Below are 14,688 nucleotides of genomic sequence, written 5' to 3' on the forward strand. Positions count from 1 at the left end.
TATCACTCCGGCCCAGGCGGGATCAGGTGCGTCGCCATTGCAGAATCGCCAGCGTTACCACCCCGGCGATCAGTCCCCAGAAGGCGGACCCGATGGAGAGCAGCGTCAATCCGGAGGCGGTCACCATGAACGTGATAAGCGCGGCTTCGCGTTGCTTCATGTCGTGCATGGCATTCGCCAGTCCGTTCATGATCGAGCCGAACAGGGCCAGTGCTGCAATGGAGACGACCAGTGCCTTCGGAAACGCCGCAAACAGTGCAGCAATGGTCGCGCCGAATGTCCCGGCGATCAGGTAAAAGACGCCCGACCACACTGCTGCCGTATAGCGCTTCGCGGGGTCTTCATGCGCTTCGCGCCCTGTACAGATGGCCGCCGTGATGGCCGCAAGATGGATACCATGGGAGCCGAACGGCGCGAGCAGTACCGACGCAATGCCGGTTGTCGAAATCAACGGCGATGCGGGGACGTTGTAACCATCCGCACGCAGGACGGCGAGTCCGGGAACGTTCTGCGACGCCATCGCCACCACGAACAGCGGGATCGCGATGCTGATCGTCGCCGACAACGAGAACGACGGGGTGGTCCATACCGGCTTTGCCAGCGACACATTGAAGTGACTGAAATCGAGCAGGCCCAGTCCGCCGGCAACGGCTGTGCCCACGATCAGCGCCAACAAAATGGCGTAGCGCGAGGCGAGTCGTTTGACGATGAGGTACGTGAAGAACATGGAGAGTACGAGTGCCGTCTGGTGCTGCGCGGCGACGAAAATCTCCAGTCCGATGCGAAACAGAATGCCCGCCAGCAGCGCGGACGCCAACGCAGGCGGCACGCGCCGCATGATCGTCTCGAAGCCCCCCGTCAGTCCGCAGATGGCGATGAGCGCATTGCAGACGATGAACGCGCCGATGGCCTCACCGTACGGCACACCCGGTAGCGACGTAATCAGCAGGGCAGCACCCGGCGTCGACCACGCGATAACAACGGGCGTGCGGTAGCGAAGCGATAGCCCGATGGTCGTCAATCCCATGCCGATGGACAGCGCCCAGATCCACGACGAGATTTGCGCCGGCGTAAGATGGGCGGCCTGTCCGGCCTGAAACATGAGGATGAGCGAGCTGGTGTAGCCGGTCATCATCGCCACGAAGCCGGCCACGATGGCCGACGGCGACGTGTCCGCCAGCGGGCGCAGCGGGGGCAGTGAAGTGGTGCTCGACGTCATGGTGGCGTGCTGTCTCTTTGGTTGCGTTGTTGTTGTGATGTACTGCGGTTCTGCCGCATTGTGCGGCGTGCCGTTGTGTGCGGACGGCGCGCGCTATGCCTTGCATCTGCCGTGTATCTGCGGAGTATCTGCCGTGACGCGGGGATTTCCGGGCTACTTACTTAGGACCCGCATGGCCGATTCCAGCCCCGCCAGCGTAATCGGATACATACGATTCGCAAAGAGCTGGCGGATCACCGAAATCGACTGACGATATTGCCAAATGGCTTCCGGCTCAGGGTTGAGCCACGCGTGATGCGGATACCGGTCGATGAAGCGACGCAGCCAGACCGCGCCCGCTTCCTTGTTGTTGTACTCGACGGAGCCACCCGGTTGCAGAACTTCGTACGGACTCATCGTCGCATCGCCCACGAAGATCAGCTTGTAGTCGGCCGGATATTTGCGCAGCACGTCCCACGTCTCGAATCGCTCGTTGTGACGTCGGCGGTTCTGCCGCCAGAGATAGTCGTAGACGCAGTTGTGGAAATAGTAGAACTCGAGATGCTTGAATTCCGACTTCGCGGCCGAGAAGAGTTCTTCCGTGCGCGCGATGTGATCGTCCATCGACCCGCCCACGTCGAGCAGCATCAGCACCTTCACGTTGTTGTGACGCTCGGGCACCAGCTTTAGATCGAGCCAGCCAGCATTGGCCGCAGTGGAGCGAATCGTGTCGTCTAGATCGAGTTCTTCGGCCGCCCCTTCGCGCGCGAACTTACGCAGACGGCGTAGTGCAACCTTGATGTTGCGCGTGCCCAGCTCTACGGTGTCGTCGTAGTCGCGGTACGTACGTTGATCCCATACTTTGACTGCGGTGCGATTGCCGTTGCTCTCGCCGCCGATGCGGATGCCTTCGGGATTGAAGCCGCCATTGCCGAACGGCGATGTGCCGCCCGTGCCGATCCACTTGCTGCCGCCTTCGTGCCGCCCCTTCTGCTCGTCGAACAGTTGCTTCAGGCGTTCCATGAGCTTATCGAGTCCGCCCAGCGCCTGAATACGCGCCTTGTCTTCGGGGGACAACTCGCGTTGCATCCGCTTCTTGAGCCAGTCGAGCGGCACTTCACCGGAGGCGTCGACGATTTGCTGTACGCCTTTGAAGTACGCACCGAACGCCTGATCGAACTTGTCGTAGTGCTTCTCGTCCTTGATGAGCGAGAGGCGCGCCAGATAGTAGAACTCGTCGAGCGAGGGCGCGATCACCTGACGCTGAAGTGCTTCGAGCAGCGTCAGGTATTCCTTGACCGAGACCGGCAGTTTTGCCGCGCGCAAGGTGTAGAAGAAGTCGATCAGCATGACGTGGGCGCGCTTATCGGTTAGCGCGATTCATGAAGACGAGCCGCTCGAACAGGTGCATGTCCTGCTCGTTCTTGAGCAAAGCGCCCGCAAGCGGCGGAATGGCCAGTTTGTTGTCGGCGCTGCGAAGCGCTTCCGGGCCGATTTCCTCGGCCATCAGCAACTTGAGCCAATCGATCAGTTCCGATGTCGACGGCTTTTTCTTCAGGCCCGGGATCTCGCGCACTTCGAAGAACGTCGCCATGGCGGCGTTGACCAGTTCGCGACGGATGTTCGGGAAGTGGACGTCAATGATCGACTGCATCGTCGCCGGTTCCGGGAATTTGATGTAGTGGAAGAAGCAGCGGCGCAGGAAGGCGTCGGGCAGCTCCTTCTCGTTGTTCGACGTGATGATGACGAGCGGACGGTGGCGGGCCTTCACCAGTTCTCGCGTCTCGTAGACGTAGAACTCCATGCGATCGAGCTCACGCAGCAAATCGTTGGGGAATTCGATGTCGGCCTTGTCGATCTCGTCGATCAGCAACACGACCGGCTGGTCGGCCTCGAACGCTTGCCAGAGCACGCCCTTGACGATGTAGTTGGCGATGTCGCGAACGCGCTCGTCGCCCAGTTGCGAATCGCGCAGCCGTGAGACCGCGTCGTATTCGTAGAGCCCTTGCTGCGCCTTGGTGGTGGACTTCACGTGCCATTGCAGCAGCGGCATATCGAGGGCTGCGGCCACTTCCTCGGCGAGCATGGTCTTGCCGGTGCCGGGTTCGCCCTTGATGAGCAGCGGTCGTTGCAGCGTGGCCGCCGCGTTCACGGCGAGCTTGAGGTCGTCGGTGGCGACGTATTGGGAAGAGCCTTCAAAGCGCATTGTCAGAGCCGTCCGCAAACAGCCGGCCAACCGGCCGGGCAGGGAAAAAGTTCAGTATAAGACATTGCGCATATGGCTCGCTCGCACGTTGAAAATGTGCATTGACATCAATGGCTTGCGAAAAAACTTCGGAGAACTGTGCGGGTCAGCACCGAGTTTGCGCCTCGGAGGGTGTGGGTTACAATCGATTGCTTTTTTCACAGGTCGACCGCCTTGGAGCCGGGATGTCGACCTGCGTGTTGCGGGCCGGTATTCCAACCAAAAACGTTCCCAAGAAGACCATGAAAAAGTTCCTCACGATGATGGCGCTGGCGCTTGGCAGCACGTCGTTCATGTCGGTCAGCGCCCTTCATGCGGCCGAACTCAAGCCTGATATGGAGGCGGCAAAGAGCAAGGTGGCCATGTGCATTGGCTGCCATGGCATTGCCGACTATCGCACCGCGTTCCCCGAGGTGTATCACGTCCCCAAGATCGGCGGACAGAACGCGAAGTACATCGAAAACGCCCTGAAGGAATACGCGAAGGGCGATCGCAAGTTCCAGACGATGCATGGCATCGCAGCCACGTTGACCGAACAGGACATCGTCGACATCGCCGCGTACTACGCGGCGCAGACGGCGTCGACGCCGGTCAATCCCCAGAAGTAAAACGTGCGTGGCTGAGGAGAACACGATGAAGCATTCGATGCATTCGATGGCAAAGGCCGCTGCGGCGGTGTCCCTGACGCTGGGCGCGATGCTCGCCGCAACGAGCGGCAACGCAGTCGCCGCGGGCAATATCGCCAACGGTAAGGCGCTCGTCGACAAAGGCATGTGCGCCAGTTGCCACGGCGCCAACCTGAACGCGCCGATCACCCCGGAATACCCGAAGCTGGCTGGTCAGTACGCGGATTACGTCTATAACGCGTTGCGTGCGTACCAGAACGAACACAGTCTGGTGTATGGCCGCAGCAACGCCATTATGAAGACGCAGGTCATGTCGAATCCGGCGACGCTCGACAAGGACGGCAAGCCGCGTCCGTTCACGTCGCAGGAGCTGAAGGACATCTCCGCTTACATCGAGTCGCTGCCCGGCGATCTCGTGACGAAAAAGTAAGCGTTTCGACGTCTGCACGAAAAAACGACGGTTGCTGTCAAGGCAACCGTCGTTTGCTTTCGTGCTCTTGTCGGGGCAGCGTACGGTTAGTGCTGGCGGCACCACGCCGTTTGCGTGCTGCCGCAACCACCGGAGGGCGCTTAGCGCGATGCCTGCTGCTCGATACGCTGGAGGTAGGCGTCCGAGTCGGGCGGCTGACCGCTGCGCTGGGCTTCCCACAGGGTCTGCCCCAGACACTCCATGATGCGGTGCTGCGCCTCGTGCGGCGAGTCAAGGCGATTCGTCAGCTTTTCGTACGCGGCGCGGATACCGGGTGGCTGATCGATGGAGACCTGCTCGCTGATCGCCAGGTGCATGGACAAATGCAGGAACGGGTTGGTCTGGCCCGCTTCCGGCGAGTAATCGCGGGCGCTGGCGTCTTCGGTATCGGCAAGCGCGTCGTGGTACTCGGGGTGTTCGTTGATCCAGTCGGCGGCAATCGTTTCGAGCGGCGTCAGGATATTGCCATCACGCTGCTTTTGCCACGTGGTGCAGAAGAATTGCCGGACTTCGTCACGGCTCGGATTGAACATGGGGACTCCGTGGGGTTCTTTTGAGGCGTCTTGCGGCGCGCCTTGCCGTGGCTACAATGGCGAATCCGTTCGCACGATACGGAAAGACGCCAGGCGTGCCTGTGATGGACCGAACGCGCCAGCAACGCATGTAAAACACGCCGTATTGTCCCCCAAATCGCGTAATCATGTCGCAAAGCCCCCGTACCCCCACCGCAAGCACTGCACCGGATGGCGTTCCCGCCGCGCCTCACACGCCACCGTCTGCGTGGGGCGGCATCGCGTTGATCGCCATCTCGGCCTCGGCGTTCGGGGCGATGGCGATTTTCGCGCGTGCGGCCACGGCTTCCGGCGCCGACATGTTCGCCATGTTGCTGTTCCGATTCTTCGTCGCTGCCATGCTGCTGCTTCTCTGGTGCCGCATGCAGCGGGTCCGCTTTCCGTCGCGCCGCCAGTCGCTACATATCGCGCTGATGGGCGGCATCGGCTACGTCGGCCAATCGCTGTGTTTCTTTGGCGCGTTGCAGTATGCACAGGCGTCGCTCGTTGCATTGCTGCTTTACCTTTACCCGGTATTCGTCACGCTTCTGGCGGCCGTTTTTCTGCATGAGCGCCTGACATCGGTAAAGCTCGGCGCGCTGGTCCTGTGCTCGCTGGGGACGGCGCTGACCGTCGGCGGCGGTCAGGGGCAACCTCTGGGTATGGCGCTGGCAGTCGCCGCCGCGTTGATCTATTCGGGATACATCATCGTGGGCGCACAACTGACGCGGGGTGTCGACGCGCGAGCGACGGCAACGCTCGTTTGTCTTGCTGCAACGGTCTCCTTCGGCGTTCTGGCTGCGGTACGCAGCTCACAGGGACTGCCGTTGCGTTGGCCCGCAGAGATCGGTGGATGGGCGGCGCTCACCGCGATTGCCGTTTGTTCTACGGTCATCGCGATTCTGACCTTCTTCGCCGGTTTGCAACGTCTTGGCGCGGGACGCGCCTCCATGCTCTCGACGCTGGAGCCCGTCGTGACGGTGCTGCTCGCGGCCATGCTGCTCGGTGAAACGCTCACAGCGGGACAGTGGGCGGGCGGGGCACTCATTCTGGCGGGCGTGCTCTGGCTATCTGCGCGTGGGGCGTCGGCAAACGCTTGATTCCGTGGGTATTTTTGGCGCGCCTGCGTCCGCCGTGCGGCAACGGTACAATCGCCCTTCGTTCGCTATTCAACACCCGAGGTCATTCGTCATGAGCATCATTGCCAAAGAAGCCATCGCCCAGTTGTTCACCGATGCCCGCACGCACAACGTGTGGCTCGACAAGTCGGTCAGCGACGAGACGCTGCGCGAACTCTACGATCTGGTGAAGTGGGGCCCGACGTCGGCCAACACGACGCCCGCCCGGATTGTCTTCGTGAAGAGCCCGGAGGCGAAGGCGAAACTGATCGAATGCATGGCACCGGGTAACGTGGACAAGACACGTACGGCCCCCGTGACGGCCATCATTGCGTATGACCTGAAGTTTTACGAGCACCTGCCCAAGCTGTTCCCGAACGGCGCGGAGAAGATGGTGCCGATGTTCTCGGGTGATGCCGCCAAGGCAGCAGGCGCCGCCCATATGAACAGCTCGCTGCAAGGCGGATACTTTATTCTGGCCGCGCGCGCGTTGGGTCTGGATTGCGGTCCGATGGCCGGTTTCGACGCTCAGAAAGTCAACGATACGTTCTTTGCTGGCACCGAATGGCGTGTGAACTTCATCTGCAATCTGGGCTACGGCGATCAGGACAAGCTGTTCCCACGCAACCCGCGTTTGTCGTTCGACGAAGCGGCGCGCATCATCTGATGCAAGGTCGGTGACGCTTCGCGGCATCATTCGATGTGTGAAGCGTACAAACAAAACGGGCGGTCCCGATATCGGGCCGCCCGTTTTGTTTGTACTGCCGCCGTGGCTGACGTCGGCGAGCGCTAATGGCGTGTCACGCCTTCGGCGCAGGTGTTTTCGGCCGGAAGTCGCAGAGCGGTTCGATCGCGCAATGCCAGCACTCTGGCTTGCGTGCCTTGCATACGTAGCGGCCGTGCAAGATGAGCCAGTGATGCGCGTCGTGTTTGAATTCGCGAGGTGTTACGCGTTCCAGGGCCAGTTCGACGGCCAGCGGGTCCTTGCCGGGTGCCAGTCCCGTGCGGTTGGCGACACGGAAAATGTGCGTGTCGACGGCAATCGTGTCCTCGCCGAATGCGGTATTCAGTACCACGTTAGCGGTTTTGCGGCCAACGCCAGGCAACGCTTCGAGCGCTTCACGCGATCGCGGCACTTCCCCGGCGTGCTTGTCGAGAAGCAATTGGCAGGTGGCGATGACGTTCTTGGCCTTCGTGCGATACAGCCCGATCGTCTTGATGAAATCGGACACGCCTGCTTCGCCCAGCGCAATCATTTTTGCGGGGGTGTTCGCGACGGCGTAAAGCTTGCGGGTCGCCTTGTTCACGGAGACATCGGTCGCCTGTGCGGAGAGTAGTACCGCAATCAACAACTCAAAAGGCGACGTGTATTCCAACTCCGTCGTCGGTGTGGGATTGAGTTGTTGCAGCGTTTCGAACAGGGCACGGCGTTTGGCGTCGTTCATGGCGGGGGCGCGTGTGGCGTGGCGTTTGTCTTGTTATCGAGGACGACCCATCAATGGCCGGTTAGCCGTCCGTTCGAAGCGTCAGGGCTTCGCAGTTCTTACAAATGGGCGCTACATCAATCGTTGTCTTTGGCATTGTCGGTGCTGGGAGCGTCACCGTTTGCCTCAAACCCAAGTCGCTTACGGCGGGCTTCTGCTTCGTCGATCTGCGCCTGGACGGCCGCAGACACGTTCTCGGTGTTCTTGGGACCTAGGCCTTCGGCGGCCAGCGCAGCCTTCTTCTGGCGAGCACGTTCGAGCGCGGCCTGAATGATGGCTTGCTTGCGTGCTGCTGCCGTTGCCGCTTCGTCGGCGACGGGCGCCGCCCCTGCGGTTCCATCATTCGAAACCGACGATGTCTCCGCGCGAGGTGCCGCGACCTGCGGCTGGACGTTATCGGCGGCGGGCGTACTTTGCGGTCCCGGCGCAACGCGCGCAGCACGTGCCGCGAGACGGGCTTCACGTTGCGCCTTGTCCTTTTCCAGACGGGCCTGATGGGCCTCAAAGTGGGTGCGAGCCTCGTCGGCTTGCTTTTGCGACCAGGCGTCCCATCCTGTGCGCTCCCCGGTCACCGGCACCATGTCGATGCAGTCGACGGGGCAGGGCGGTACGCAGAGATCGCAGCCGGTGCAGCGGTCTTCGATGACCGTATGCATCAATTTGGCCGCGCCGACAATGGCGTCGACCGGGCAAGCCTGAATGCACAAGGTGCAGCCGATGCAGAGCGATTCGTCGATCACAGCCCGGGGGCGCGGGCGTTCGACCCCGTTCTCCGGATTGATTGCAATGACGGGACGGCCGAGCAACTTCGCAAGGCGCTCGACACCTTCGGCCCCGCCTGGCGGGCATTGGTTATAGCTGGCTTGTCCGCTCGCGATAGCGTCGGCGTACGGACGGCAACCTGCGTAACCGCATTTGGTGCATTGCGTCTGGGGCAATAGGGCATCGATGCGCTGAGCGAGCGCGCTGACTTCGGACACGTCTTTTGTGGGGGATTCGGCGGAAACTAGAATTATCCTGCATTTTGCAGAAACACTGAAACCGTTGTGCCATAATTCCGCCCGATGAGAACGACCGGCCGATCATGACAACATCAGAAACCAAGATCAAACGTGACCCGGAACGCACCCGACAGCGGATTCTTGCCGCTGCGATCGAGGAATTTGCGGAACGTGGTTCCAGTGGTGCTCGCGTGGACAGCATCGCACGCCGAGCCGACATCAATGAGCGAATGCTCTACTACTACTTCGGCAACAAGGACCAGCTTTATCTGGCCGTGCTCGAAGAGGTCTATGGCGAATTCAATCGTGCGGAACACGCGCTCAAGCTAGATCTGCTTGCGCCGCTCGAAGCCGTAGCCGAACTCGCCCACTTCGTGTGGGATTACTACGCCGATCACCCGGAGCTGATTCAGCTCATCAATAACGAAAATCTGCACGAGGCAAAGTCGATGCGTCAGTCGACGGAAATTCGCCAGCAGGTCTCGCCGATCGTGGAACTGCTCGCGCAGACCCTCAAGCGCGGTCAGGCCAGTGGCGAAATTCGTCAGAGCGTCGATCCGGTCGATCTGTACGTGACGATCTCGGCGATGGGTTATTACGTGATGTCGAATCGACATACGCTTTCCATTGTGATGGGACGCGATGTCATGAGCGACGAGTCGAGAAAAACGTACTCATCCTTCAATACGCAGATGCTGCTGGATTCGCTGCGCACGCGTTAAGCGGACGGCCGCGATCTGCGGCGTCCAATCGAACCGAAGGCCGCAAAAAGAAACCGCCGCGAGAGCCAATGCCCTCGCGGCGGTTTTCGTATGTCCGTCGGGGTTACCGAATGACGGTCAGGCGTTCTTCACGATGAAGTCGCGAATCTGCGGATAGATCACATTACGCCAGCGGCTGCCGGAGAAAATCCCGTAGTGCCCGCACTTCGGCGCGGTGAAATGCGCGCGGCGTTTGGCCGGGATACCGGTGCAAAGCTCGTGCGCAGCTTGCGTTTGCCCGCTACCGGAGATGTCGTCCAGCTCGCCTTCGATGGTGAAGAGCGCCGTGGTCTTGATGTCCTGCGGACGTACGCGCTGACCGGCCACATCCCAAGTACCGCTCGCGAGGCTGAAGTCCTGGAACACGGTCTTGATGGTGTCGAGATAGTACTCGGCTGCCATGTCGAGCACCGCGTTGTACTCGTCGTAAAAGCGGCGGTGCGAGTCGGCATCGTCGCTGTCGCCGCGCATCAGATCCAGATAGAAGTCCCAGTGCGACTTCAGATGGCGGTCCGGATTCATGGCGACGAAGCCCGCGTGCTGCAGGAAGCCCGGATACACGAGGCGTCCGGCGCCGGGGTAGTTCGAAGGCACTGCATGAATCACGTGGTTCTCGAACCATTCGTACGACTTGTTCGTCGCGAGCGAGTTGACCGATGTCGGGCTCTTGCGAGCGTCGATCGGGCCACCCATCATCGTCATGGTCTTGGGCGTCTTCTCGCCGTTCGACGCCATCAGCGAGATCGCGCCGAGCACAGGCACTGTCGGCTGGCAGACCGAAATGACATGCAGGTTTTCAGCGCCGATGTGGCGGATGAATTCCTGAATGTACGCAACGTAGTCGTCAAGATGGAACGACCCCGCATCGAGCGGCACCATACGCGCATCGACCCAGTCGGTGATGTACACCTTGTGATCCTTAAGCAACGTAGAGACGGTGTCGCGCAGCAACGTGGCATGGTGACCCGAGAGCGGGGCCACGACCAGCACGACCGGGTCGTCCTTGAGTTGCCCCACGGCGCTCGCGTCGTCAGCGTATCGCTTAAAGCGCAGCAGGCGGCAGAACGGCTTCTCCATCGCGGTCATTTCCACGACCGGGATGTTGTGACCGTCCACTTCGACTGCCTTGATGTTGAATTCGGGCTTTTCGTAGTCCTTGCCAAGCCGGTAGAGCAATTCGTATCCGGCGGCGATGCGGGGCGCGCCCGGCATCATGGCAAGCAGGCTGCCCGGGTTGACGAAAGTCGTCGCCGCCGCCTTTGCCCACGTGGTGAGAGGATTCAGCCACGCACGGTTGTACTCATGAATCTGATACAGCATGTTGTGTGCCCTGAGGCGGATGATGGGGGAATTATGCAACCGTTTATCGCGGGTGTGCAACGCAGCATAACCCTGATATATGGCATTTCTGCATCAGGTCGATAGTCTTAGCTTATTCAGACCATTGTTATTAACTATCGTTGTTGCGGCGCAACAATTTGAGGTGCAAAAAAAGCCCGCTGGTGGGCGGGCTTTTTGTCGCACCGGCAGCCGCGATCATTGACCGCGCGGCAAACCGTCAATCGATCAGCGCAGCACTTGCGCGATGGCGGACGCCACCGTGTCGATGTTTTTGTCGTTGAGCGCGGCCACGCAGATGCGACCGGTGCTCACGGCGTAGATACCGAACTCTTCGCGCAGACGCTCGACCTGATCGGCCGTCAGGCCGGAGTACGAGAACATGCCGCGTTGCTTGATCACGAACGAAAAGTCGCGTTCCACACCGTGGGCGCGCAGCTTTTCGACCAGTGCCAGACGCATCGCGCGGATACGCTCACGCATTTCGGCCAGTTCTTCTTCCCACAGGGCGCGCAGTTCGGCGTTGCCCAGCACAGCGGCGACGACCGAGCCGCCGTGCGTCGGCGGGTTCGAATAGTTGGTGCGGATCACGCGCTTGAGCTGCGAGAGCACGCGGGTCGATTCGTCCTTGCTGCCCGTCACGATCGACAGGGCGCCAACGCGTTCACCGTACAGCGAGAACGACTTGGAGAACGAGCTCGAGACGAAGAAGTTCAGGCCGGTGGAGGCGAACAGGCGCACCACGGCGGCGTCGGCGTCGATGCCGTCACCGAAGCCCTGATAGGCGATATCGAGGAACGGCACCAGCTTGCGGGCCTTCACGACTTCCACAACTTGCGCCCACTGATCCATCGTCAGGTCGACGCCGGTCGGATTGTGGCAGCAGGCGTGCAGCACGACGATCGTGCCTTCCGGTTCCTTGCCGAGCATGTCCAGCATGCCGGCGATGTTCACGCCGTGCGATTCGGCGTCGTAGTACGGGTACGACACGACGTTAAAGCCAGCCGTCGTGAACAGGGCACGGTGGTTTTCCCAGCTCGGATCGCTGATGGCGACCGTGGCGTTCGGGTTCAGTTGCTTCAGGAAATCGGCGCCGATCTTCAGTGCGCCCGTGCCGCCCAGTGCCTGAGCGGTGATCACGCGGCCTTCGGCCAGCGCCGGCGATTCCTTGCCGAACAGCATTTCCTGGACGGCCTTGTCGTAGGCAGCAATACCTTCGATCGGCAGATAGCCACGCGGCAGGCCAGCCGCCACGCGTTGTTCTTCCGCTGCCTTCACGGCCTTGAGCAGGGGCAGTTTGCCTTCTGCATTGAAATACACGCCAACACCCAGGTTCACCTTATTGGTGCGGTGATCGGCGTTGTAGGCTTCGTTCAGACCAAGAATGGGGTCGCGCGGGGCGAGTTCGACAGCGGAAAAGAGAGTCATTTCGACGGCTCGAGGCAGGTAGTAGGAAAATGCAGCGGGTCGGCCGCAACTTACGCAGGTTCGGCCCAGCGGGCTATTTTAGCGAAGATTACCCGCGCTTGTGGTAAACACCGGCCCGCTGTGCACGAATTCGTGCCTTTTCGGCACGAAAACTGCCACGCATTGCCAGAAATTGACGAAATCGACGGGTACGCGACTCGCGCGCGCCTTCCGCAGGCTGCGTCTGCGTTGCTTGCGGTGGCTCGATGGGGTGGCTGTCACCCATCGGACTCAGGGAATCGTCCGACGCGCTAAAATGCCAGATTACGTCCCTCATGCTCGCGCCCCCGCCATGACCCCTGCGGCTGACACCGATCTCGACGAAAGCAAGTTCCTGACGTTCCCCGACTCGCCTTATCAGCTCTATTGCCCGTTTCCTGCGGCAGGCGATCAGCCTACGGCCATTACCCAGTTGACCGAAGGGATCGACGACGGGCTCGCGTTCCAGACGCTGCTGGGTGTGACCGGCTCCGGCAAGACGTTCACCATGGCGAACGTCATTGCCCGCATGGGACGTCCGGCCATTGTGTTTGCGCCGAACAAAACCCTGGCGGCGCAGTTGTATTCCGAGTTTCGTGAGTTCTTCCCGCGAAATGCGGTGGAGTACTTCGTCTCGTACTACGACTATTACCAGCCGGAAGCGTACGTGCCGCAGCGCGATCTGTTCATCGAGAAGGACTCGTCGGTCAACGAGCACATTGAGCAGATGCGGTTGTCGGCGACGAAAAGCCTGCTGGAGCGCCGAGATGTGGTGATCGTCGCCACCGTGTCCGCCATCTACGGTATCGGGAATCCGAGCGAGTACCACCAGATGATCCTGACCGTGCGTCAGGGCGACAAGCTGGGGCAGCGCGAGATCATCGCAAGACTGATCGCGATGCAGTACACGCGTAACGAGACGGACTTCGGGCGTGGCACGTTCCGCGTGCGCGGCGACACCATCGACATCTTCCCGGCGGAACACGCCGAGCTCGCGCTGCGCGTGGAGTTGTTCGACGACGAAGTCGACTCGTTGCAACTCTTCGATCCACTGACCGGGCGCGTGCGTCAGAAGGTGCCGCGATTCACGGTGTATCCGTCCTCACATTACGTGACCCCGCGAGAAACGGTGCTGCGCGCGATCGAGACGATCAAGGACGAACTGCGCGAGCGGCTCGACTTCTTCTATAAGGATGGCAAGCTGGTCGAAGCGCAACGCCTCGAACAGCGTACCCGCTTCGATCTGGAGATGTTGCAGGAGCTGGGGTTCTGCAAGGGCATCGAAAACTACTCGCGACATTTGTCGGGCGCAGCGCCCGGCGAGCCGCCGCCGACGCTCGTCGACTATTTGCCGCCAGACGCCCTGATGTTCCTCGACGAGTCCCACGTGCTCATCGGCCAGTTCAACGGCATGTACAACGGCGACCGGGCGCGTAAGGAAAATCTGGTCAATTATGGCTTCCGTCTGCCGTCGGCGCTGGATAACCGTCCGCTGAAGTTTGCCGAGTACGAACGCAAAATGCGTCAGGCGATCTTCGTCTCGGCGACGCCCGCAGATTACGAGGCCAAGCGTACCGGGCAGATTGTGGAGCAGGTGGTGCGTCCGACCGGGCTGATCGATCCAACGATCGATGTCCGTCCGGCTCGTACGCAGGTAGATGATGTGCTCTCGGAAATCAACAAACGCGTGGCTGTGGGGGAGCGCGTGCTTGTCACGACGCTCACGAAGCGAATGGCCGAGCAATTGACCGAGTACTTATCGGATAACGGTGTGAAGGTCCGTTATCTGCACAGCGATATCGATACCGTTGAGCGCGTAGAAATCATCCGTGACTTGCGGTTGGGGGCGTTCGACGTACTCGTCGGCATCAACTTGCTACGCGAGGGGCTGGATATTCCTGAAGTGTCGCTGGTTGCGATTCTGGATGCGGACAAGGAAGGCTTCCTTCGCGCGGAGCGTTCGCTGATTCAGACGATCGGGCGGGCCGCACGTAACGTGAACGGTACCGCCATCTTGTACGCGGACAAGATGACCGAGTCGATGAAGCGGGCAATCAGTGAGACGGATCGTCGTCGCGCCAAGCAGATGGCGCACAACGAAGCGCACGGGATCGTGCCGCAAGGCGTGAAGAAGCGCATCAAGGACATCATCGACGGTGTCTACGATCCGGAAGACGCCAAGGCGGAAATGGCCGAGGCGAAAGAGCAGGCGCACTATCAGGACATGTCCGAGAAGCAACTGGCTCGCGAGATCAAGAAGCTCGAAAAGCAGATGCAGGAACATGCACGCAATCTTGAGTTCGAGAAGGCGGCCAAGGTGCGGGACCAGTTGCTGCACGTCAAGGCGCTGGTGTTCGGTACCGATGGCGCCAGCGAGGCGGAATTGGGGCCGAAGGCCTGAAGATGATGTCGGCGAGGCACATCGATGCCTCGCGCCACCAATGGACTGAA

General features: G+C 60.8%; 14 protein-coding genes. 6 read left to right on the forward strand and 8 right to left on the reverse strand.

The genetic code is table 11. The annotated features are described in order from the left end of the window. Nucleotides 1-22: 22 nt before the first annotated feature. The 3 genes from NTU39_RS09920 to NTU39_RS09930 form a co-directional block, all read right to left on the reverse strand. Entirely contained in the window at nt 23-1,219 is a 1,197-nt protein-coding gene (locus NTU39_RS09920) for a benzoate/H(+) symporter BenE family transporter (protein ID WP_150664785.1), read from the reverse strand. 153 nt (nt 1,220-1,372) lie between these two features. Further along, nucleotides 1,373-2,548 (reverse strand): vWA domain-containing protein, encoded by a 1,176-nt coding sequence (locus NTU39_RS09925; protein WP_150660489.1) that lies wholly within the window; start codon nt 2,546-2,548, stop codon nt 1,373-1,375. Nucleotides 2,549-2,561: 13 nt separating this feature from the next. Then, nucleotides 2,562-3,404, reverse strand: coding sequence for an AAA family ATPase (locus tag NTU39_RS09930; RefSeq protein ID WP_046291474.1), 843 nt, complete (start codon nt 3,402-3,404; stop codon nt 2,562-2,564). Nucleotides 3,405-3,736: 332 nt separating this feature from the next. On the opposite strand from NTU39_RS09930, the gene NTU39_RS09935 reads away from it, so the two are divergent. Both NTU39_RS09935 and NTU39_RS09940 read left to right on the forward strand, forming a co-directional pair. Further along, complete coding sequence (locus tag NTU39_RS09935; RefSeq protein ID WP_370855785.1) at nt 3,737-4,051, forward strand: c-type cytochrome; 315 nt, start codon at nt 3,737-3,739, stop codon at nt 4,049-4,051. 46 nt (nt 4,052-4,097) lie between these two features. Further along, entirely contained in the window at nt 4,098-4,499 is a 402-nt protein-coding gene (locus NTU39_RS09940) for a c-type cytochrome (RefSeq protein WP_039403682.1), read from the forward strand. A 140-nt stretch (nt 4,500-4,639) separates the two neighbouring features. On the opposite strand, the gene NTU39_RS09945 is transcribed toward NTU39_RS09940, so the two are convergent. After that, nucleotides 4,640-5,071 (reverse strand): DUF1841 family protein, encoded by a 432-nt coding sequence (locus tag NTU39_RS09945; protein ID WP_039399351.1) that lies wholly within the window; start codon nt 5,069-5,071, stop codon nt 4,640-4,642. A 167-nt stretch (nt 5,072-5,238) separates the two neighbouring features. Between NTU39_RS09945 and NTU39_RS09950 the strand changes: the two genes are divergently transcribed. Then, a complete protein-coding gene (locus tag NTU39_RS09950) occupies nt 5,239-6,189 on the forward strand; it encodes a DMT family transporter (RefSeq protein WP_150664786.1) in 951 nt (316 codons plus the stop codon). A 91-nt stretch (nt 6,190-6,280) separates the two neighbouring features. Then, nucleotides 6,281-6,874 carry a malonic semialdehyde reductase gene (locus NTU39_RS09955; protein ID WP_150664787.1) on the forward strand — a complete coding sequence of 198 codons (594 nt, stop codon included), beginning with the start codon at nt 6,281-6,283 and terminating at the stop codon, nt 6,872-6,874. A 133-nt stretch (nt 6,875-7,007) separates the two neighbouring features. Here NTU39_RS09955 and nth read toward each other — a convergent pair whose 3' ends face one another. Together nth and rsxB are read right to left on the reverse strand one after the other, a co-directional pair. Continuing rightward, on the reverse strand, nt 7,008-7,652 hold the full coding sequence (gene nth, locus NTU39_RS09960; protein ID WP_150664788.1) for an endonuclease III: 645 nt from the start codon (nt 7,650-7,652) through the stop codon (nt 7,008-7,010). A gap of 116 nt (nt 7,653-7,768) precedes the next feature. Continuing rightward, entirely contained in the window at nt 7,769-8,671 is a 903-nt protein-coding gene (gene rsxB, locus NTU39_RS09965; protein WP_150664789.1) for an electron transport complex subunit RsxB, read from the reverse strand. A 104-nt stretch (nt 8,672-8,775) separates the two neighbouring features. On the opposite strand from rsxB, the gene NTU39_RS09970 reads away from it, so the two are divergent. Next, nucleotides 8,776-9,414 carry a TetR/AcrR family transcriptional regulator gene (locus NTU39_RS09970; RefSeq protein ID WP_150664790.1) on the forward strand — a complete coding sequence of 213 codons (639 nt, stop codon included), beginning with the start codon at nt 8,776-8,778 and terminating at the stop codon, nt 9,412-9,414. Between the two features lie 117 nt (nt 9,415-9,531). On the opposite strand, the gene NTU39_RS09975 is transcribed toward NTU39_RS09970, so the two are convergent. Both NTU39_RS09975 and NTU39_RS09980 read right to left on the reverse strand, forming a co-directional pair. Beyond that, the gene (locus tag NTU39_RS09975; RefSeq protein WP_150576713.1) at nt 9,532-10,773 is read right to left on the reverse strand and encodes a polyhydroxyalkanoate depolymerase; all 1,242 of its coding nucleotides are present in this window, start codon (nt 10,771-10,773) and stop codon (nt 9,532-9,534) included. A 246-nt stretch (nt 10,774-11,019) separates the two neighbouring features. Further along, the gene (locus NTU39_RS09980) at nt 11,020-12,219 is read right to left on the reverse strand and encodes an amino acid aminotransferase (RefSeq protein ID WP_257959759.1); all 1,200 of its coding nucleotides are present in this window, start codon (nt 12,217-12,219) and stop codon (nt 11,020-11,022) included. A gap of 331 nt (nt 12,220-12,550) precedes the next feature. Here NTU39_RS09980 and uvrB point away from each other — a divergent pair, with 331 nt between their 5' ends. Beyond that, the gene (gene uvrB, locus NTU39_RS09985; protein WP_150664792.1) at nt 12,551-14,638 is read left to right on the forward strand and encodes an excinuclease ABC subunit UvrB; all 2,088 of its coding nucleotides are present in this window, start codon (nt 12,551-12,553) and stop codon (nt 14,636-14,638) included. The last annotated feature ends 50 nt before the right edge of the window (nt 14,639-14,688 follow it).

The sequence above is a fragment of the Pandoraea commovens genome, from assembly GCF_024704525.1.
Taxonomy (GTDB): Bacteria; Pseudomonadota; Gammaproteobacteria; order Burkholderiales; family Burkholderiaceae; genus Pandoraea; species Pandoraea commovens.